The organism is Candidatus Thiodiazotropha endoloripes (assembly GCF_001708965.1).
GTDB classification, from domain to species: Bacteria; Pseudomonadota; Gammaproteobacteria; order Chromatiales; family Chromatiaceae; genus Thiodiazotropha; species Thiodiazotropha endoloripes.
Genome location: NZ_LVJW01000003.1, coordinates 665,359 through 685,112, shown reverse-complemented (window position 1 = coordinate 685,112; position 19,754 = coordinate 665,359). Strand labels below are relative to the sequence as shown.

Here is a 19,754-nt window from a genome sequence, read left to right as displayed (position 1 = left end):
CTGGTCATCAGACCATGTTGTCCAGGATCGAGTGTTTTACCGCTTCCAGCTCGGCATCAATGGTGATCACCGGTGAGGTTGATTGCTGAATCGCTGTGTCCGGATCCTTTAAGCCATTACCGGTAAGCGTACAGACAATGCTGGAACCTTCAGGGATCTTGCCGGATTTGATATCGCGCATAGCACCAGCCAGTGAAGTGGCCGAAGCGGGCTCACAAAATACCCCTTCATGCCCCGCCAACAGCTTCTGTGCCGCCAGAATCTCCTCATCGCTGCACTCGTCAAACCAGCCACCAGACTCCTGCTGGACTTTCCAGGCCTGATTCCAGGACTGTGGATTACCGATACGGATCGCCGTTGCGACGGTTTCGGGATCTTTAACCGGTCCACCTCGCATGAATGGAGCGGAACCCGAGGCCTGATAACCGACCATTTTTGGTCGTTTACCGGTGATTGCACCACCGGCAAATTTACACTGACCACCACAATAGGCACAGGCATCCGTCACTTTCTCTCCACTGGTGCAACTGTACTCACAGTAGCCTATCCAGTGAGCGGTGATGTTGCCTGCATTGCCCACCGGTAGACAGTGGAAATCGGGGGCGTGTCCCAGCTCCTCGACAATCTCAAAGGCTGCGGTCTTCTGCCCCTGCAGACGATAGGGATTGATCGAGTTAACGATCGTTACCGGGGCGTGATCAGCCACATCCTTGACCAGCTGCATACCATCATCAAAGTTACCCTTGATCTGGATGGTTACGGCGCCGTACATCATCGCCTGAGCCAGCTTCCCCATGGCAATCTTGCCATCTGGAATCAGCACGAAGGCGGTGATTCCGGCTCTTGCCGCGTAGGCCGCCGCAGCTGCGGAGGTGTTACCGGTGGAGGCGCAGATAATCGCTTTACTGCCCTCTTCCACTGCTTTGGTGACCGCCATGGTCATGCCCCGGTCCTTGAATGAACCAGTCGGATTCAGACCTTCATACTTTACGTAGATGTCCACATCCTTGCCCAGTTGCGAGGGAATATTGTGCAGACGTATCAGAGGTGTATTACCCTCTCCCAGACTGATGATCCGGGTATCATCGTGTACAGGCAGTCGGTCACGGTAGCGGTCGATCAATCCAGTGTATCGGGGACGGAATGACATGATATTTAATCCTCAAAAATCTTTATCTTTATCTTATGGGGTCTGATAATTTCTCAGCCCCACCTGTCAGAAACTTTCTGCTATATCGATCGGCAACTAGCCATCGAGACGCTCAATCCTGATCCGCATGATCTGTCCTGAGACGCTCTCCAGCTGTTCAATGGCAGCCAGCGCATCATTCAGGCGTTTCTCCACGACGGTCTGGGTGATCATCACCAGGGGTACGGTACTGTCACCTTCGGCGGGCTCTTTCTGATGAATCGCTTCAATGCTGATCTGTGAATCCGCCAGGATGGTTGCGATTCTGGCGACCACACCCGGTTTATCCTCAACCTGCATTCTCAGGTAATAGGCTGATTCGACCTCTTCGATCGGCAGGATCGGTAGATCGACCAGTTCTCCTGGTTGAAATGCCAGATGGGGGACCCGGTTCTCTGTGTCGGTGGTCAGTGCCCGCACCACATCAACCACGTCGGCTGTCACCGCAGATGCTGTCGGTTCGGATCCCGCCCCGGCGCCGTAATAGAGTGTTGGCCCCACGGCATCCCCGTTGACCAATACCGCATTCATCACCCCATCCACATTGGCGATCAAGCGCCGGTGGGGAATCATGGTGGGATGGACCCGCATCTCGATACCCTTATCGGTCATACGGGTGACACCAAGATGTTTGATGCGGTAGCCGAAATCGTTGGCATACTCCACATCCTGGGGTTCAATTTTGGTAATGCCTTCGGTATAGGTTTTTTCAAACTGCAAAGGAATGCCAAATGCGATTGAGCCCAGGATCGTCAGCTTGTGGGCTGCATCGATGCCTTCCACATCGAAGGTGGGATCCGCTTCCGCATAGCCCAGGGCTTGCGCCTCTTTGAGCACGTCGGAGAACTCACGTCCCTTATCGCGCATCTCGGTTAAAATGAAGTTACCTGTGCCGTTGATGATACCGGCGATCCATTCGATACGATTCGCCGCCAACCCTTCACGAACCGCTTTGATTATCGGAATACCACCAGCCACAGCGGCTTCGAAGGCCACCATGACCCCGTGCTTCTGCGCCGCTGCAAAGATTTCATTGCCATGCATGGCGATCAGCGCCTTATTCGCGGTGACCACATGTTTACCGTTTTCAATCGCTTTCAATACCAATTCTCGTGCGGGGGAATAGCCGCCGATCAATTCGATGATGATCTCGATTTCCGGATTGTCCACCACCGCAAAGGCATCGTCACTGATCTCAACCTTATCCAGGCCGGACAATTTACTGGGATCATAGGCCTTGGCTGCTGCATGGGTAATCTGTATACCGCGACCAGCACGACGGGCAATCTCATCGGCATTGCGGGTCAGGACATTCAGCGTACCGCCTCCAACCGTGCCAAGCCCCAACAAACCAACTTTAACTGGATTCACAGTAATTACTCCTACAATAGATTGCTCAAGATTCGATCAGTCCGTCTTTACGGAACATATCGCGAATACCCCGCACTGCCTGGCGGGTTCTGTGTTCATTTTCAATCAAACCAAAGCGGACATGATCATCACCATGTTCACCGAATCCGATACCCGGTGAAACAGCGACCTTGGCTTCGCTCAACAGTTTCTTGGAAAATTCAAGGGAGCCCATGGCCCGGTAGGGCTCAGGAATCGGTGCCCAGACAAACATGGTTGCTTTCGGTTTTTCCACATGCCAGCCGATATTGTTCAGACCGTCGCACAACACATCCCGACGGCTTTGATACATGCCGCAGATCTCCCTCACCACATCCTGGGGACCTTCCAGCGCCGCAATGGCGGCAACCTGAATCGGAGTGAAGGTTCCATAGTCAAGATAGGACTTGATCCTTGCCAGGGCGGCTACCAGAGTCTTATTTCCTGACATGAAGCCGACCCGCCAGCCCGGCATGTTGTAACTTTTCGACAGGGAGAAGAACTCCACCGCGATTTCATCGGCCCCGGGCACCTGCAGAATCGAGGGCGCCACATAACCATCGAAGACGATATCCGCATAGGCCAGATCGTGCACCACCCAGATGTTGTACTCCTTGGCGATCTCCACAATCTTTTCGAAGAAGTCGAGCTCGACACATTGGGTTGTCGGATTGCCGGGAAAATTCAGTACCAGCATTTTCGGACGTGGCCAGGAGTCCTTGATTGCTCTCACCAGTTCATCGAAGAAATCCACTCCGGGAACCATCGGCACATGGCGCACATCGGCACCGGAAATGATGAATCCGTATGGGTGTATGGGATAGGCCGGATTGGGGACAAGCACCGAATCCCCCGGCCCCATGCAGGCCAGCGCCAGATGTGCCAGGCCCTCTTTGGAACCGATCGTGGCGATCACCTGAGTCTCGGGATCGAGATCGACCTGGTAGCGGCTTTTATACCAGTTACTCATCGCCCGGCGCAGTCGTGGTATGCCTTTCGACATGGAGTAACGGTGGGTATCTTTACGGTTTGCGACCTCGCAAAGCTTGTCCACGATATGTTGTGGCGTGGGCTGATCCGGGTTACCCATGCCAAAATCGATGATGTCCTCGCCCCGCGCTCGCGCCGCCGCCTTGAGTTCATTCACAATAGCGAACACATAGGGTGGCAACCGCTTGATTCTGCGGAACTCTTCCATCTCTTGCGTGGACACGGATACCTCGACTTTTCTGTTAGGTGAAAAGGTACAAAGTTAACTGACCCATAATAAAAGATCAATTCAGGAAACACTTATCCGGCATGATAAAAGCGTTTTTTTGAAATTCTCTCTGTTCAGGGTCACAAGCATGCTGTGAAGTCACCTGTTTATGCCGCGATTCAAGCCTGCAGCGGCAGTTGTCATAGAGCGGAAAAAAGGGTCACTTTTTTGCAATCACCGTTTGCGGTAAGGTCGGACTATGAAATTCATACTTGACGACAACAACAGCGGCCACGCCATCCAGAACTACGGGGCATTCGAGATAACCATCAGTGGCAAGGTATACCGGGAGAGCCTGGTCATCATGCCGGAGCGGATCATCCCTGAATGGCGTCCCGCCCGATTCCAGGAACTCAAGCAGGAGGACTTCGCCCAACTGGCCTCCCTGACCCCGGAGATCGTTGTGCTGGGTACCGGCTCCAAACAGCATTTTCCTGATCATCAACTGATCCGCCCGCTGTTGGAACATCAAATTGGACTGGAAGTGATGGCCACCGATGCTGCCTGCCGGACCTATAACATTCTGATGTCGGAAGGGCGACGAGTGGCTGCAGCTCTGATAATGATCGGAGAGTAGATCAGCCAACTGGCAGTACTATTAACCCGGTGGCTGAAAGTGAACTATTTGGCGCTGGATTAATTTTTAAGACAGCTTCTTCAATTGGCCTGGGTATCCGTTTCGGAGCCCTCTTCCCTGTCATCCTCCAGGATCACAATATCATCCGGAAAGGGATATTTTTCCACCATCCGCTTGCCGAGTTTACCCTGAGCTGCCTGATGCAGGGCATCGGACTCCATCAGAATCAGGATCAGAACAGTTACCATGATCGGCAGAATGCCGATACCACCGATCATCGCCATGACAGCAACTTTCTGCATGCCCATATAGGTGTAACCCGCCCAACCGAGAAAAAACACAGTCAGTACCGCCAGCAGCATATAGATAAACAGACGGCTTCGCTCGGCAGCAATCTGCCAATGGGCATAGACATACCACTGATCGCGATCTTTCGACTTCTTCGCTCGCCAGAGGGTATAGAAAAGCAGGGCAAAAGAGACAACAGGCACCAGCGCCAGTGGCTGCCAAAAGGAGCGCACCAGACCCAGTGCAGCGACAAACCATAAAATGTGATTGCCAATCAGATTGGTCAGAAAAACATCATGAGGTATCTTGGCTTTTTGTACCAATTCTTCTTGGATCTCAAATTTCATCGAGTTTCTTTATACCTGGTCTGTTACCTATGTGGTGGCATCATCCGTTGATGAAATTCAACTCTCCATCGGTCGTTACAGCAATTAATGCCAATAAAAACTGGGGGTTAAGTTTAAACCCGTAGGCGATATAAGCCAATCAGCTCTCACCTTCACTTCCCATGAGCTTGGCCACCAACCATTTTTTCGCCAAAAACAGCAATAAAAACAATATGATACCGACAATCAAGCCGATCCATGGCTGCTCCTTGAGAATTGTTATAAACCACAATCCGCTTCCCATTGTAGAATCCTCCCCTGGTGATTCAGTTGTCGGATAAGTTATAGCCCATGATTGGCGCCACTCAGGCCAATTCCAGGCAACATGTCGAGCATACTGATCATGACAATCCCGCAGTTTCATGATTAGACTCTGTGAAACTGAGATAAAGCAGGTAAGATGCAGAACTACAGCGGTTTTGCCTGGCAGATTTATGGATTCCCAGCCTGGCAATAATGCCAGAGAACAGGCTTGGCGACAAAGAGTGAGGGGCAGTGACTCGTGTACTGTCTCATACCAATGCCTGATATCCGAGGCGCGATGCAGTGCAAGAAGTAACGACAGCAGGTTAAAGACTAAATGGAAAAGAAGATTATCTTTTGGGTTATCTCCCTCTCGGTAGTGGCGGTCGCCCTCGCCGTTCTACTTCCGGGTGGACGCAAGGTTGACAGTGATCCAAAGCTACCCTGGGAGATCCAGGTGACCGCCAACAACGAGATACAAGTATTTGACCTAACCCTCAACAAAAGCCTGTTGCCAGAGGCGAGGGAGATATTCAAAAACCAGGGCAAGGTCAATCTGTTTGTCGGTGCAGATGGACAACCAGCACTTGAGGCCTATTTTGAACGGGTTTTTCTCAGTGGACTGAGGGCTGACTTCATACTCGCCCTGAAGGCGGATGAATCCCTATTGAACGAATTGGTTGATCGTGGCTCCCGGATCAGCCGCACATCGGATACGACCCATAAAATCGTTCTCGGCAGTGATGATTTAGAGATCGCCGAACAACTGCCGATCGAATTGATCAACTACATTCCCGCTGCCAATCTGGATGAGGAGCTGATCAACAGCCGGTTCGGTGAACCGACAGACAAAATTGTCGAAACGGAAACCGGTGTCACCCATTGGATCTATCCTGATCGAGGCATGACCATCGGACTCAATCCTGAGGGAAAGGAGCTTATTCAGTATATGCCCCTGGAACGTATCCAAGGATTGGTGGAGCAGATCAAAAACAGTAATGCTCAATACGAAGAAAAAATGAAGAACAGCTGAAACGCTGGAAAGCAGGTCTAATCCTGATCCTCTGCGTCCGGCATCATCTGTTTTGGCAGACCTTTTTTGGGCTTTTTCGCGGGTGCGATATCGTCATCCATCAGGATTCGATGGGCCTCACCCTCCAGGTCATCAAATTGGCCACTGCGGGCGGCCCAGAACAGCACCCCCACGGCGGCCAGCCCCAAGAAGATCATGCCTGGAATCAGGCCATATATCACATCCATCAATGCACTCCATCAAACATGACTCGGGCCAATTACCATGCCCTAGTTTACTTTAACACCTTTGAACAGGGTACGGATACGGGCAGAATTACCGATAACCGCCAGCGAACTCAATGGCATAGAGATGGCGGCTACCAATGGCGTCACCACAGCTGCCATCGCCAATGGCACCATAATAATATTGTAGGTTATTGAGATACCGATATTTTGACGTATCGTGAGCAACGCCCTGCGGGATAAGCCGATGGCAAGACGCACCCGCTCCAGCTCACTGCTCATCAACACGATATCGGCACTGGCTATGGAGACATCCGTACCTGAGCCCATGGCAATACCCACATCAGCCCGGACCAGTGCCGGGGCATCGTTAACCCCATCACCTACCATCGCCACACGATGCCCATCTGACTGCAACTGACTGATTACTTGATCTTTTTCCTCGGGAAGCACCTCAGCAATCACCTCCATGCCACCGAGGCGCTCAGCAATTGCTTCTGCAGCACGCCGGCGATCACCACTGAGCAGCGTCACAGCAATGCCCTCAGCTTTCAATGACCCAATCAGCGCTTTGGCATCCGGCCTGATACGGTCTTCGACAGCAATCAGCGCCGTCTCTTTGTCATTGATCGCCACCCGGAACCAGCCGATGCCTTGTTCATCGAGCTGACGGGCGTGCTGTTCCAGCCCGTCGGACATCTGGCACTGCCGCCGCTCCAGCAGCGAGAGATTGCCGATGGTCAGCTGCTGCTCATCGACCAGCCCGGTCACACCAAGTCCGGGAAGGGCCTTGAAATCAGTGCATCGATATCGGGTCTGCAAGTGATTGAATGTCTCATCCCAATTCACCACCGACTCAGCCGTAGGATGCTCTGACTGCCGCTCAACAGCGGCCAGCAGCGCCATTAATTCCACCAGCGAATCCGATACTTGCTCATCACCCTCCTGCCACTGCTCACGATCGGTATAGATGCCGACGACAGAGAGCCCTCCCTCTGTCAGGGTACCGGTTTTATCGAACACCACATGGTTAATGGTGGAGAGGGTTTCAAGCACCTCACCGTTCTTGACCAGAATGCCGTATTTGGCGCCAAGCCCCGAGGCCACGGCAATTGACATGGGGGTTGCCAGGCCAAATGCGCAGGGACAGGTAATGATCAACACGGAGGTTGCCGCCAGCAGGGCAATTTCAAAATCGCTGTTGACCCAATAGAGAAAGGTCAGAGTCGCCAACGCCAGTGTCACAGCGACGAACCAGGGGACGATTTGATCGGCCAGACACTGAATCGGTGCCTTAGAACCCTGCGCCTCCTCAACCAGACTGATAATCCGCCCAAGTGCGGTATTCTTCAGCAGGCCGGAAACCTCCACCTGGAGAGCTCCGGCGCCGTTGATGGTTCCGGCAGAGACTGAATCACCAGACTGTTTATCGATGGCCTGGGACTCACCGGTGAGCATCGCTTCGTCAATCGAGCTCTCGCCCATCTTCACAATACCATCCACCGGCACCCGTTCACCCGGTTTGACCAATACCAGCTCACCCACTGCAATGGCACGAATCGGCACAACCTCTTCGACACCATCCCGGGATAGACGGGTGGCTACCCTCGGTTGCAGATCGAGAAGACGCTGGGTGGCCGCCACTGCCTGGCGCTTCGACATTGCTTCCAGATAGCGCCCCACCAGGATGACAAACAGAAAATTCACCACCGTATCGTAATAGACCTCCCCCACGGTACTGCCACTCAGAGTGATGTAGAGAGAGTAGAGATAGGTAATGGTGGCGCCGATCGCAATTGGCAGATCCATTCCCAGATGCATGTTACGCAGTCCGGACCAGGCACCTTTATAGAACGGATACCCCGAATAGATCAGCACCGGTGTCGCCAAGGCGAAGCCGATCCAATGGAAAAGGCTTCGAAACTCCCCTTCACTCGCCCCCGCGTAGAGGGCAATGGAGATCCACATCAGGTTCATCATACCGAAGGCGGCGAAGGCCATTCGATAGAGCAGATGGCGATTCTGTTTTTTTATCGCGCCCTCTGCGGCTTCGGGATCGTAGGGAACGGCCGCATAACCGATCTGCCCGAGGCGCTGAATGATCTGGGAGAGAGAGATTGCACTGTTGTGCCACCTGACATGAAGCCGCTTGCCTGAGAGATTGACCTGAGCGGAGATAATGCCGGTTACGGGATTCAGGGTGTGTTCAATCAGCCATACACAGGCAGCGCAGTGTATCCCCTCAATCAACAGATGGATATCCCGCTCTTCACCCAGTTCGCCGACGAATTCAGCCTGCACATCATCCAGATCGTACAATGCCAGTTCGGTGGGTATTTCCGGTGGAGGCGCCAGACTGGTGCCGTCAGGGGTACGCTGATAGAAGCCTTCCAGCCCGGCATCGTAGATGGCTTCGCAGACCGCTTTACAGCCAAGACAGCAGAAATGCTGCTCCTCGCCCTCGATCGTGCCGATCACTTCGTCCTCAATGGGAATGGGAAGTTGGCAGTGGAAGCAGCCTTCAGAGGCCTCTACATGTGACACGGACTCTCCTGCGAAGAGATAATGATCTTTGTCCGGTCAAACCGGGATTAAGCGCTCTGTGATGACAGAATTCCTTGGCACTGCTTTGTCCTGAATCAGCTCAATATCACTCAATTAACCCTATAAGATCAGCTGCTAAGGCACCCAATCTATACCCACACCGATACGTTTGGGTACCTGGTATTCATCCTCGCCGTTGCGGATACTGACCAGCAGGTCCCAGGCGCCCTTCAGAGGAAAACTCACTGTCGCCTCGTAGAGACCAGGGCCGATCCGCTGCATGGGTACAGAAAAATCCTGACCGGCATCAGACGGCCGATAGGCATGAAAAGTGACTTCATCACGGTCGATCGGGGTGCCTTCGCGGTCTTTTACCGTATATTGGCAAACTACCGGCTGGCCAATCTCGATCTTAGAAGGCAGTTTGATCTTCATCACCCATTTTGGGTCTCTTGCCTGGCGTTTGAGCATGTTTTTCTCATAATCCTGGCCACGGTCATAGAAGTCATCCACAACCAAACCCGGGTTGTTCTGGGTTGCCAGGTAGATCATGATCATGTTCATGGTGAAGAAAACCACCACCATGGCCACCCAACCGATTACCCAGGGACTTCTCCAAGCTGATTTTTTCTCTGTCATGGCTACAAATTATAACGACTATGCATAAAAAAATGAAAAGGGCGGACATCGCTGCCCGCCCTGAGATTGTCGGCTATTTTACCAAGAGCTAGCGTTTTGGGCCAATAAAAACGCTCGTTCGGCTGTTTTCCAGCACCTCACCATCCCGTTCACCCCGAACTTTGAAGATGATCGGCAGACTCTCAGCCGTCAGCTTCTCCTGGGGCACCCGAACAAACACGGTTCGAGGTGTGACCTTGCCACGGCGAGCTGTGGTGACTTGGTCCGCATCGACCAGTATCAGACCATCCAGGCCTTCAGCACTGATGGTGACCGGAAGGTCATTGGTCATTTTGTTGAGGATTTTGACCGTATATTTGTTCTGAATGCTGCCGTCACTCTGCAATACGAAGAGTGGCTGGCGATCATGGATCACCTTGATCTCCAAGGGTGCAAGTGAGGTCAAACCATAGGCAATACCGGCCAGCGCCAGTGTCATAATCGCGGAATAGACCCAAACTCTGGGGCGCTTGTAGAGTGGCACCGGCTTCTTGTTCGCCTCAAGAGACTCAAAGGACTCATAACGAATCAGACCTGTGGGTCGGCCGACCTTCTCCATCACCTCGTCGCAGGCATCGATGCAGAGTGCACACATGATGCAGCCTTCCTGCTGACCATGACGGATATCCACACCAGTTGGACAGACAGCGATACACTGCTTGCAGTCCACGCAATCACCGGTTGTCCGCTCTTCTTCCGGTTGCCCCTTCTTGATGCGCCCTCTGGGCTCACCACGATGAAAATCATAGGAGGGTACGACGGTGGTTTTATCGATCATTACCCCTTGGATTCTGGCATAGGGGCAGAGCCAGAAGCAGGCCTGCTCACGCATATAGCCAGCCAGTACATAGGTTCCTACCGTAAACAGCGCAATGGTGCCAAACGCCACCGAGCCTGCCTGCAGGGTGAAAATGTCGCGCCAAAGGTCAAAAGCATCATAAAACCAGGCAACAAAACTGATGCCTGTCAGAACCGAGATCAGCAACCAGATCAAGTGTTTGGTTATCTTGATTCTGATCTTTCTCCCATTAAGAGGCTCTTTTTCAAGTTTACGTCTTTTGACCGGATTACCTTCGAGCTTCTCTTCCAGCCAAGTGAACACATCGGTCCAAACGGTCTGAAAGCAGAAAAAGCCACAATAGACCCGGCCAGCCAGCGCCGTTGCCACAGCCAGCAACAGGGCAAAAAACAGCAGGGTCAGTGAGAGCATCCAGAAGTCCTGAGGCAGAATGGTTGCACCAAGAATATGAAATTGTCTGTTCGGGATATCGAACAGTACCGCTTGACGATCACCCCACTGAAAATAGGGACCGATGAAATAGATGATCCAGAAAGAGGCCGCCAGCCATTTCAAGTTTCGCCAGTGACCACCCATACGTTTGGCATGAATCGTCTCTTCACCGGTATTCAGATGCCAATGTGCGGATTCAGCGTATAGGTCATCCACAACCTGTTGTTTGGATGCAGTCGTATCACTAGCGCTCAATGGCTCTACTCCTCTGAAGCAGTGGGGGGGTAAATAAGAAAAAAATGATATAGACAGGCTTATCATCAAGCCATGCGATTTATCAATAAGTTAGAAGCAATTAAACAACACTCCATGGCTATTTTACAGAATTATGCCACGACTCAAAACGATTTCAGCGGTTTCGCGATGCTGGAAATATTGAATAGCTTAAATCAGTAACATACTGTTTTAATTACCTAACCTGCTTGAATAAGCTGCCTGAAAAAAGCTCACCCGACAGACGCAAATCCCTAATTAAAGCAAGTGTTATTACACCGCAGCAGAAGCCGTGAGACTGTAACTTTTCTTACATAAAAAAAGGGGGGTATCTATACCCCCCTTTCTTAACTTAGAGCGAATCTTGCTCAGCCGTTATGCTTTTCTGCATCACTCTTGATGAGTTTGCTGACCTTGAAGCCCAAGAAGATGACAATCACCACGCTAATCACCACGGTGACTATTGAACCCCAAAAAACTGCATCTCCGTTCATAGCAATCCCCTTATCTTGTAACCGTGTGAGTTTCCATGCTCACACGGCCATGGTGAAAAAAATGCTCTGTCGGCTTTAAAAAGCCTTATTGTCCGCCACCGAATCTGTGGACATAGACAGCAAGCTTTTTAATGTCATCTTCTGACAGACGACCACCGAAAGCCGGCATAACAGCATCACGAGTCTTAGGCTCAGTTGCGTCATTTACTCCGTACTTGATGGAGTATTTGATGCTGTCGAGCAGGGTCTCACCTTCAGCAGGCATAAAACGATAGATGCCATCGGTCAGATTGGCTGAACCGAGTACGGCCATACCTTTACCGTCCATACCGTGACAGGCGATACAACCCTTCTGAGTGAAGTTAGGATCAGAAGTGGGGTTACCCGCCATGATGGCTTCGGACAAGCTGTCGATCTCTGCGTCCGAGAGGATCTTGCCGTGTGCGGTCATGATGCCCTTACGACCCATGGTGATCGTCTGCGAAATGTTGTCGACACTACCGCCGTAGAGCCAATCGTCGTCAGCCAGTACAGGATAACCGGGGCCACCCTGACCACCGCCACCATGACAGGCCGCACAGTTGTCACCAAACAGTACCTTCGCAGAAGCGATGGTGTATTGAGTCAGAGCAGGTGTAGCCAGAATCTCTTTGGCTGACATACCCTTGATCTGGGTTTCGAACTCGGCACGTACAGCTTCAACCTCGTCCACACCCTTCTTGTACTCATCCATCTGACTCCAACCCATGATGCCCTGTGTAGGCTCCTGACCTACTGGCCACATGGGATAGAGAACGCCATAGGCAATCCACCAGATTACTGATGCCCAGAAGGCGATCATCCACCACCGTGGAGGAGGATTACTCAGCTCCCGGAGGTTGTCGTCCCAAATATGTCCGGTGTTATTTTCACCCGGAAAAGGATTATTTTCCGCCATTTTTATCTCCGCTATCAATTGCATCATCGTCCATTGGGATAAACCGATTCTTTTCAAGCTTATCCTTGTTCTTTGGACGTAGCGCGTAGAAATATACGCCTATCATCAGGAAGAAGGTGACCACCGTCATGATCATGCCGATCCAATCGTTGGTGGTCATCGCCTCCCAATTTGTAGAAAAGTACTCTTTCATTACTGACGATAGACTTTGTTTTCGTCCAAAGTAGCCATGGTGCCCAGAACCTGCAGATAGGCCACCATCGCATCTTCTTCAGTCTTGCCAGCCAGTTCTGCGTTCGCAGTGGCTATGTCTTCATCGGTGTACGGAACACCCAGCAGACGCATGACTTCGAAACGACTTGCCATATCCTTGCCCTCGATCAGATTGTCTTTCAACCAAGGGTAGTTAGGCATGACGGACTCTGGAACCACGGAGCGTGGCTCACGCAGATGCTTGCGATGCCAGTCGTCTGAATATTTGCCGCCGAGACGGGCAAAGTCAGGACCGGTACGCTTGGAGCCCCACTGGAAAGGATGGTCGTACATGGACTCGGAAGCCAGTGAGTAGTGACCATAACGCTCTTTCTCATCACGGAAAGGACGCACCATCTGAGAATGGCAGGTGTAGCAACCTTCTTTCAGATAGATATCACGTCCAGCCAGCTCAAGCGAAGTATACGGACGCATACCATCACCCGGCTTGTGGTCATGCAGAGTCTGACCTGGCTGACGCTGCCAGAGCAGTTCAGGCGCTGCATTGTGCTCCATGGTGTTCTTCATGGTGAAAAGCGGAACGATTTCGACCAGACCACCTACAGAGAGGGATATAGCCAGAATGATCAGGAGCAGCCAGATGTTTTTCTCCATCTTCTCCTGAAAGCTTACAGATTTATTATCATTCGCCATTTTGCGAAACCCCCTTAAGATTAAGCTGTAGCCGCAGCGGTGCGGGCTTGTTGCAGACTACCTTCGCTCGATGCTTTAGAGACAGTCATAAGGACGTTGATCAGCATCATTACAGCACCAAGCAGGAAGATCGCACCACCGATCGCGCGCATGGCGTAGTAGGGATGCATTGCTTCAACGGATTCCGCAAAGGTGTAAGCCAGAGTGCCGTACTCATCATAGGCACGCCACATCAGGCCCTGCATGATACCGGAGACCCACATCGCAACGACGTAGATAACCGCACCGATGGTTGCTGTCCAGAAGTGAGCATTGATCAGCTTTGTTGACCACATTTCGGTGTGGAATGTACGCACCATCAGGTGGTAGATCGCACCGATAGCAACCATGGCTACCCAACCCAGAGCACCGGAGTGTACATGACCTACGGTCCAGTCGGTGTAGTGAGAGAGGGCGTTAACAGTCTTCAGCGACATGACCGGACCTTCAAAGGTGGACATGGCATAGAAGGCCAGAGACATGATCATGAAACGCAGGACATAGTCGGTACGCAGTTTGTCCCAGGCACCGGACAGGGTCATCATACCGTTTACAGCACCACCCCATGAAGGAATGATCATTGCCAGAGAGACAGCGGCACCGAGAGAGCCGGTCCAGTCAGGCAGTGCGGTGTACTGCAGATGGTGAGCACCCAGCCATACATAACCGAACATCAGCGCCCAGAAGTGGATGACTGACAAACGATAGGAGTAGACAGGACGACCAGCTTGTTTGGGTACGAAGTAGTACATGATACCGAGGAAACCGGCAGTCAGGTAGAAACCTACTGCGTTATGTCCCCACCACCACTGGACCATCGCATCCTGAACACCGGAGAAGACAGAGTAGGATCTGAACAGATCAACCGGGATAGCCAGGCTGTTGACTACATGCAGGTAGGTAATCATCACCATCATACCCAGGAAGAACCAATTGGATACATAGATGTGGGATGACTTTCTGGTTGCCAGCGTCATGATGAAGTTGAATGAATAGGCCAACCAGACGACCGCGATCGCCAGATCGATCGGCCACTCCAGCTCTGCATACTCTTTACCAGAGGTAAGGCCAAGAGGCAGGGTAACAACGGCAGATACGATGATCAGGTTCCAACCGATGAAAACAAACCAGGCCAGTTTGTCACTCCAGAGTCTAACGCCACAAGTTCGCTGGACACTGTAATATGATGTCGCCATCAACGCACAGCCACCAAACGCAAAGATAACAGCGTTGGTATGGAGCGGACGAAGCCGTCCGAATGTAATGTATGGTGAATCAAAATTCAGAACCGGCCAGGCTAGCTCGGCGGCGATATACACACCCACTAATGCGCCTACTACTAAGTAGACGACGGCCATGACGGTAAACCAGCGTACAACATCGAAGTTGTATTTTTGCTCGGCTGCGGCGTCCATGTACCCCCCTCTTAAAACAAATAATTGAACAAAACTTTAAAGATTTTTTGTTGAGACTTTCCCAACAGATACAACTGTGTCAAATGACACAATTGCAGCGTGACATATATCACTCTTAATTGAATCAGATGTCAATACGAATTAGCCTATAACCCATCAAAGCGAATATTACGTAACCTTTTGTTTTAATTAGTTATTATCTGCAATAGTGATTAATTGACTCAGATCAAAGAAATCATAAATAAACAAAATTCTGCAATTACAAGACGAACTCTTTAATACAGCTGCTGACAAACCTGTTTGAAAAAGTTTTACATGCGGATGAAAAAAAATTAAAAACAAAAAATTGATTGATAATCACTCTCACTAAAAAACGATGATTTGAAATTTATCTAAGATCGATCTGAAAGCCATCCATCTAATAATCAATACTAATCCCCTCATAAATTTATCCATAGGGTGTACCACTCCTGAAAAAGCCAAATGAAGCTACGGGAAGAGAAGTTTGATAAGTCCAAATGGACAATGAGTAACGCAGAGAGGTGCGATTCAGAACTATTCGCAGCTGTTGACTCAACAGAGGAGAGTGATCGGTTTTATGTTAACAGGCGCTAGGCCAAAGTGACTTTTTGAAGGCCTTCCGGATTAACGACCTTCAAGACATGCTTACTGATTCCGATCAACCCATAATTTTGAAATCTGGTAAGGGTTCGGCTGACTGTTTCACGCGCCAAACCAAGATAACTGGCAATATCACTCCTGGACATGCTGAGACCAAGTTGGTACTGAGACAAACCACGCATCCCGCATCGGGTTGAAAGATTCAGAATGAAGGCGGCCAATCGCTGATCTGCGTTCTGTTGTATCAAGGAGCTGGTCACCAGATGGTTGATGTTGACCTCCTGACCGAGCATGCGGATCAGAGCGCCCTGCAACATCTCATTTCCTCGGCCGGATTGAGGCATCTGATCCAGATCCATCCTGCAAATACTGCTCTCCTCCAGCGCTCTGACCGTAAAGGAGTGGACCCGGTTGGCGATCCCTTCTGCACCAATCAGATCCCCTGGCAGGTAGAAACCCACCACCCGCTCTTTGCCGGACATATCAAGACTGATCGCTTTGAATGATCCGGATTTGACCGCAAACAGAGCGGAAAAAGAGTGTTTTGCGGAAAACAGCAACTCACCACGCTGCATCGGTTGGCGGCGCCTCAATACCACCTTTGAGTCAGCCAGCTCGCGCGCTCCGTAATCGACGACCTGACAGAGCGGATCCAAACCACAATCACAGCAAGCCACCTCCTGCCGGGAAGGATCATATACCGCTGTTTGTTCACAACAGGTTTGCATCTTAACCCATACTATTTGAAGATCGATTCCACAGAGAATCCATCCCGCTCGAGTATATCCCTGAGTCGGCGCAGCGCATCCATCTGTATCTGTCTCACCCGCTCCCTCGTTACCCCCAGCTCATTCGCAACCTGCTCCAAGGTGGAGTTCTCATAACCGTGCAGACCAAAACGTCGCTCTACCACTTCTCTCTGTTTGTCATTCAGTTTGCTCAGCCAACGATCCAGATTGGCATTCAGGCCGTCATTCTGAATATCCACCGTCGGATCCTGGTTCTTTTCATCCGCAATGGTATCCAACAGTGGCTTGTCAGCATCCTTGCCGAATGGTGTATCCACCGAGGTGACGCGCTCATTCAGGCCGAGCATGCGCTTGACTTCGTCGATCGGTCGATCGAGCAGATCGGCAATCTCTTCGGAGCTGGGCTCATGGTCCAGGGTTTGGGCAAGCTTACGCGCCGCTCTGAGATAGACATTGATCTCCTTCACCACATGAATCGGTAAACGGATCGTCCGGGTCTGGTTCATGATGGCCCGTTCGATGGTCTGCCGAATCCACCAGGTTGCGTAGGTTGAAAAGCGGAAACCACGTTCAGGATCGAATTTTTCCACCGCCCTGATCAGACCGAGATTACCCTCCTCGATCAAGTCGAGCAGTGCCAGCCCCCGATTCATATAGCGCCTGGCGATTTTTACCACCAGACGTAAGTTACTCTCAATCATCCGCTGCCTGGCCGACTGGTCCCCTTTCTGAGCCAGCCTGGCGAAATGAACCTCTTCCTCTGCTGTCAGCAGTTTGGAGATACCAATCTCATTGAGATAGAGCCGGGTCGCATCCATTTGCGCATCCCCAGCCTCAGCCGTCTTGGGTTTCAGGGCCTCTGTGACATCGGGTTTCTCCGGTACTGCTTCACTCTCAGGTTGGTCTTCATTCAGACTCAGATCCTGATCATCCAGATCTTCGAGAACGGCATCACTATCTGTCTCTGCCGATTCATCAGGATTGTTACTCATCACTCATCTCCATTGGTCGAACCATGCCCAGGCGTTATCGATCTGTCATGTCACTCCCAAATCCGAACGCTAAAGCCAGTCCAGCTATCGTAATTATCTATTTTCTTGGTAACAGCGGCAGGGGATTAATCGGCTTCCCCTGTTTTCTGATCTCAAAATGCAGCACCGGTTGACCACCGCTGTGTGGCGAACCCATGTGCGCCACTATATCGCCTTTGGCGAGATTATCACCCTCTTTTACCAGCAGTTTTCGATTGTATCCATAGGCGCTCAGGTAATTCTTGTCATGCTTGATGATGACCAGATTGCCGTAACCGACCAATCCACCACCGGCGTAGACCACACGACCCGCCTCAGCGGCCTTGATTGGCTGACCGATCTCTCCACCGATCCGGACGCCTTTGCGATTCTGATCAGAGGATGAAAAAGTCTGCACCACTCTTCCTTTGGTCGGCCAACGCCAGGCTAACTTAACGCGCTTTTTCTGATTTGTGGCCACACTCTTTTTGAGCGGTACTGATTTAGCGACTGTTGGTTTTGGCGGAGACTTGGTGACAGGTCTGACAACAGGTGTTGTGGGTTGAGGCATTTTTACAACCTTTTTCACTGGTGTGGTATCGAGCGGCTGCCTCTGTCGCTTTTTTCGCACTTCCGGCGGCTTCAGGCGCAGCCGCTGCCCCGGATAGATTGAATAGCTGGGGGCTTTAATACCATTCCAGGCTGCCAGATGTTCATGTTCCAGATAGTGTCGCCAGGCAATCGCATAGAGCGTATCCCCAGGCTGTACGAGATAGTATGTCCTGGAGGATTTATACCTGTGTGCCGATGGGCTGACAGGCTTATTGTTCGAAGCTGTGGCTACCCCCTGCTGGGAAGGGCTGACTGCACGATTGTATACCGGTGCACTGCCTTTGGTGGAACAGGCGCTGATACCGATCAGCAGACAGAGCATCATCACGGGGAGTGACAGGGATATGCCAGTCGAACTGCCGTTGTCTCTCATAGGCAACCCAGGGACTGTTTTGCTCTGCTCACACTCAGCACCCCTCTGTTATTTCAGGAATATGAACAACAACACAAATGCCACCACCATGATCCACCCCAACCGGTCCACATAGCGATGCAATGCCCTTTCCATACGGGCCCCACCCCAGGCCATCAATGCGGCCACCAGGAAAAACCTTGCTCCCCGGCCGATCAATGAAGCGATAACAAAGGGGATGAACGACATCGCCACAACACCCGCTGTGATGGTAAAAATCTTATAGGGAATCGGTGAAAACCCCGCCAGAAAAACCGCCCAGAAGCCCCAGCGACCAAACCAATCCTTAGCGGCGAGATAGCCATCCCAGTAGCCCCAGTCCCTGAGTAACGGCTCGATCAGATCGAAGGCAAACAGACCGATGAAATACCCCAGAATGCCCCCGACGACAGAGGCCACGGTGGTCAAACCGGCATAAAACCAGGCCCTCGATGGTTCCGCCATGCTCATCGGCGCCAGCATCACATCCGGGGGAATCGGAAAAAATGAGGATTCAGCAAAACTCAACCCGGCAAGATAGCGAGGCGCATGGGGGTGTCTGGACCATTTCATCGTACGGGCATAGAGGGATGAAAAGAGTCTCACTAAATCATCCCTCCAACCAAGGGTACGAAATTTGCGGACTCCAATGTCTGCTGTTGAAAACCATCTTCGGTCCGGATAATACGTAACATCACTTGTCCCTGATTACTCTTTACCGGCAGAATCAAACGCCCGCCCACGGCCAATTGTCGCAGCAGACTCTGAGGCAAAGCCTCCGCTGCGGCCGTAACGAGTATGCCGTCATAGGGTGCATACTCGGGAAGCCCAACTCCACCGTCACTATGCTTGAGACGGATATTGCGCAGTCCAAGTTCCCGGAACCTGGCCCGCGCCTGATCAAGCAGCGCAGAGATTCGTTCAACACTGTGAACCCGTCGAACCAGCTGAGCGAGAATTGCACACTGATAGCCTGATCCAGTACCGATTTCCAATACGCTCTCCGGCGTACCACCTTCCAGCAGTGCCTCGGTCATCCGCGCCACCGTATAGGGTTGTGATATGGTCTGGCCATGGCCGATTGGCAGTGCCGTCTCCTCATAGGCACGACTGGCCAGCGCCTCATCGACAAAAATATGTCGCGGCGTATTACGTAACGCCTCCAGTACCGCCAGATTGCGGATTCCCTTGGTGCGTAAACGCTCCACCAGCCTTTCCCGGGTTCGCTGGGAGGTCATGCCGATACCCTGGTGATCGCCACTGATAA

At 51.7% G+C, this 19,754-nt stretch carries 21 protein-coding genes; 2 read left to right on the top strand and 19 right to left on the bottom strand.

Annotated features, from left to right (window positions below; all coding sequences use genetic code 11):
- Nucleotides 1-7: 7 nt before the first annotated feature.
- The 3 genes from thrC to alaC form a co-directional block, all read right to left on the bottom strand.
- Nucleotides 8-1,150, bottom strand: a complete 1,143-nt coding sequence (gene thrC, locus A3193_RS03185; RefSeq protein WP_069014065.1) for a threonine synthase — start codon at nt 1,148-1,150, stop codon at nt 8-10.
- A gap of 96 nt (nt 1,151-1,246) precedes the next feature.
- On the bottom strand, nt 1,247-2,560 hold the full coding sequence (locus tag A3193_RS03180; RefSeq protein WP_069014064.1) for a homoserine dehydrogenase: 1,314 nt from the start codon (nt 2,558-2,560) through the stop codon (nt 1,247-1,249).
- A gap of 25 nt (nt 2,561-2,585) precedes the next feature.
- Nucleotides 2,586-3,776, bottom strand: a complete 1,191-nt coding sequence (gene alaC / locus A3193_RS03175) for an alanine transaminase (protein WP_069004720.1) — start codon at nt 3,774-3,776, stop codon at nt 2,586-2,588.
- Nucleotides 3,777-4,035: 259 nt separating this feature from the next.
- On the opposite strand from alaC, the gene A3193_RS03170 reads away from it, so the two are divergent.
- Complete coding sequence (locus A3193_RS03170; RefSeq protein WP_069004719.1) at nt 4,036-4,413, top strand: Mth938-like domain-containing protein; 378 nt, start codon at nt 4,036-4,038, stop codon at nt 4,411-4,413.
- 80 nt (nt 4,414-4,493) lie between these two features.
- On the opposite strand, the gene A3193_RS03165 is transcribed toward A3193_RS03170, so the two are convergent.
- Complete coding sequence (locus A3193_RS03165) at nt 4,494-5,048, bottom strand: hypothetical protein (RefSeq protein WP_069004718.1); 555 nt, start codon at nt 5,046-5,048, stop codon at nt 4,494-4,496.
- A 139-nt stretch (nt 5,049-5,187) separates the two neighbouring features.
- Nucleotides 5,188-5,451, bottom strand: coding sequence for a hypothetical protein (locus A3193_RS20340; RefSeq protein ID WP_139116946.1), 264 nt, complete (start codon nt 5,449-5,451; stop codon nt 5,188-5,190).
- 216 nt (nt 5,452-5,667) lie between these two features.
- Here A3193_RS20340 and A3193_RS03160 point away from each other — a divergent pair, with 216 nt between their 5' ends.
- A complete protein-coding gene (locus A3193_RS03160; RefSeq protein ID WP_069004717.1) occupies nt 5,668-6,363 on the top strand; it encodes a hypothetical protein in 696 nt (231 codons plus the stop codon).
- A 17-nt stretch (nt 6,364-6,380) separates the two neighbouring features.
- Here the strand turns inward: A3193_RS03160 and ccoS are convergent, their stop codons facing one another.
- The 14 genes from ccoS to A3193_RS03095 all read right to left on the bottom strand — a co-directional run bounded on the left by ccoS (nt 6,381) and on the right by A3193_RS03095 (nt 19,731).
- Complete coding sequence (ccoS, locus tag A3193_RS03155; protein WP_068988134.1) at nt 6,381-6,590, bottom strand: cbb3-type cytochrome oxidase assembly protein CcoS; 210 nt, start codon at nt 6,588-6,590, stop codon at nt 6,381-6,383.
- A 42-nt stretch (nt 6,591-6,632) separates the two neighbouring features.
- Nucleotides 6,633-9,131: a heavy metal translocating P-type ATPase gene (locus A3193_RS03150; RefSeq protein WP_069014063.1), complete on the bottom strand. Its 2,499-nt coding sequence runs from the start codon at nt 9,129-9,131 to the stop codon at nt 6,633-6,635.
- Between the two features lie 135 nt (nt 9,132-9,266).
- Nucleotides 9,267-9,770, bottom strand: a complete 504-nt coding sequence (locus A3193_RS03145; RefSeq protein ID WP_069004715.1) for a FixH family protein — start codon at nt 9,768-9,770, stop codon at nt 9,267-9,269.
- 88 nt (nt 9,771-9,858) lie between these two features.
- On the bottom strand, nt 9,859-11,295 hold the full coding sequence (ccoG, locus tag A3193_RS03140; RefSeq protein ID WP_069004714.1) for a cytochrome c oxidase accessory protein CcoG: 1,437 nt from the start codon (nt 11,293-11,295) through the stop codon (nt 9,859-9,861).
- Between the two features lie 386 nt (nt 11,296-11,681).
- The gene (locus tag A3193_RS20875; protein WP_268803085.1) at nt 11,682-11,807 is read right to left on the bottom strand and encodes a hypothetical protein; all 126 of its coding nucleotides are present in this window, start codon (nt 11,805-11,807) and stop codon (nt 11,682-11,684) included.
- Nucleotides 11,808-11,892: 85 nt separating this feature from the next.
- Nucleotides 11,893-12,744, bottom strand: coding sequence for a cytochrome-c oxidase, cbb3-type subunit III (gene ccoP / locus A3193_RS03135; protein ID WP_069004713.1), 852 nt, complete (start codon nt 12,742-12,744; stop codon nt 11,893-11,895).
- Complete coding sequence (locus A3193_RS03130; RefSeq protein ID WP_083218262.1) at nt 12,731-12,937, bottom strand: cbb3-type cytochrome c oxidase subunit 3; 207 nt, start codon at nt 12,935-12,937, stop codon at nt 12,731-12,733. The genes ccoP and A3193_RS03130 overlap by 14 nt, the downstream gene beginning before the upstream one ends.
- Entirely contained in the window at nt 12,937-13,650 is a 714-nt protein-coding gene (gene ccoO / locus A3193_RS03125; protein WP_069004712.1) for a cytochrome-c oxidase, cbb3-type subunit II, read from the bottom strand. The genes A3193_RS03130 and ccoO overlap by 1 nt, the downstream gene beginning before the upstream one ends.
- 20 nt (nt 13,651-13,670) lie before the next feature.
- Entirely contained in the window at nt 13,671-15,104 is a 1,434-nt protein-coding gene (ccoN, locus tag A3193_RS03120; RefSeq protein ID WP_069004711.1) for a cytochrome-c oxidase, cbb3-type subunit I, read from the bottom strand.
- A 611-nt stretch (nt 15,105-15,715) separates the two neighbouring features.
- A complete protein-coding gene (locus A3193_RS03115; protein WP_069014062.1) occupies nt 15,716-16,453 on the bottom strand; it encodes a helix-turn-helix domain-containing protein in 738 nt (245 codons plus the stop codon).
- Between the two features lie 11 nt (nt 16,454-16,464).
- Nucleotides 16,465-17,466: an RNA polymerase sigma factor RpoS gene (gene rpoS, locus A3193_RS03110; RefSeq protein ID WP_069004709.1), complete on the bottom strand. Its 1,002-nt coding sequence runs from the start codon at nt 17,464-17,466 to the stop codon at nt 16,465-16,467.
- Nucleotides 17,467-17,563: 97 nt separating this feature from the next.
- Nucleotides 17,564-18,469, bottom strand: coding sequence for a peptidoglycan DD-metalloendopeptidase family protein (locus A3193_RS03105; RefSeq protein WP_069014061.1), 906 nt, complete (start codon nt 18,467-18,469; stop codon nt 17,564-17,566).
- 48 nt (nt 18,470-18,517) lie between these two features.
- Nucleotides 18,518-19,093 (bottom strand): YqaA family protein, encoded by a 576-nt coding sequence (locus A3193_RS03100; protein ID WP_069004707.1) that lies wholly within the window; start codon nt 19,091-19,093, stop codon nt 18,518-18,520.
- Nucleotides 19,093-19,731, bottom strand: a complete 639-nt coding sequence (locus tag A3193_RS03095; protein WP_479686387.1) for a protein-L-isoaspartate(D-aspartate) O-methyltransferase — start codon at nt 19,729-19,731, stop codon at nt 19,093-19,095. Before A3193_RS03095 ends, A3193_RS03100 begins: the two co-directional genes overlap by 1 nt.
- Nucleotides 19,732-19,754 lie beyond the last annotated feature (23 nt).

Excerpts from the sequence above, each read along its gene's own strand:
- thrC (WP_069014065.1), bottom strand. The coding sequence starts at position 1,150 with ATGTCATTCCGTCCCCGATACACTGGATTGATCGACCGCTACCGTGAC.
- alaC (WP_069004720.1), bottom strand. The coding sequence starts at position 3,776 with ATGGAAGAGTTCCGCAGAATCAAGCGGTTGCCACCCTATGTGTTCGCT.
- A3193_RS03170 (WP_069004719.1), top strand. The coding sequence starts at position 4,036 with ATGAAATTCATACTTGACGACAACAACAGCGGCCACGCCATCCAGAAC.
- A3193_RS03165 (WP_069004718.1), bottom strand. The coding sequence starts at position 5,048 with ATGAAATTTGAGATCCAAGAAGAATTGGTACAAAAAGCCAAGATACCT.
- A3193_RS20340 (WP_139116946.1), bottom strand. The coding sequence starts at position 5,451 with ATGAAACTGCGGGATTGTCATGATCAGTATGCTCGACATGTTGCCTGG.
- A3193_RS03160 (WP_069004717.1), top strand. The coding sequence starts at position 5,668 with ATGGAAAAGAAGATTATCTTTTGGGTTATCTCCCTCTCGGTAGTGGCG.
- ccoS (WP_068988134.1), bottom strand. The coding sequence starts at position 6,590 with ATGGATGTGATATATGGCCTGATTCCAGGCATGATCTTCTTGGGGCTG.
- A3193_RS03145 (WP_069004715.1), bottom strand. The coding sequence starts at position 9,770 with ATGACAGAGAAAAAATCAGCTTGGAGAAGTCCCTGGGTAATCGGTTGG.
- A3193_RS20875 (WP_268803085.1), bottom strand. The coding sequence starts at position 11,807 with ATGAACGGAGATGCAGTTTTTTGGGGTTCAATAGTCACCGTGGTGATT.
- ccoP (WP_069004713.1), bottom strand. The coding sequence starts at position 12,744 with ATGGCGGAAAATAATCCTTTTCCGGGTGAAAATAACACCGGACATATT.
- A3193_RS03130 (WP_083218262.1), bottom strand. The coding sequence starts at position 12,937 with ATGAAAGAGTACTTTTCTACAAATTGGGAGGCGATGACCACCAACGAT.
- ccoO (WP_069004712.1), bottom strand. The coding sequence starts at position 13,650 with ATGGCGAATGATAATAAATCTGTAAGCTTTCAGGAGAAGATGGAGAAA.
- ccoN (WP_069004711.1), bottom strand. The coding sequence starts at position 15,104 with ATGGACGCCGCAGCCGAGCAAAAATACAACTTCGATGTTGTACGCTGG.
- A3193_RS03115 (WP_069014062.1), bottom strand. The coding sequence starts at position 16,453 with ATGCAAACCTGTTGTGAACAAACAGCGGTATATGATCCTTCCCGGCAG.
- rpoS (WP_069004709.1), bottom strand. The coding sequence starts at position 17,466 with ATGAGTAACAATCCTGATGAATCGGCAGAGACAGATAGTGATGCCGTT.
- A3193_RS03105 (WP_069014061.1), bottom strand. The coding sequence starts at position 18,469 with ATGAGAGACAACGGCAGTTCGACTGGCATATCCCTGTCACTCCCCGTG.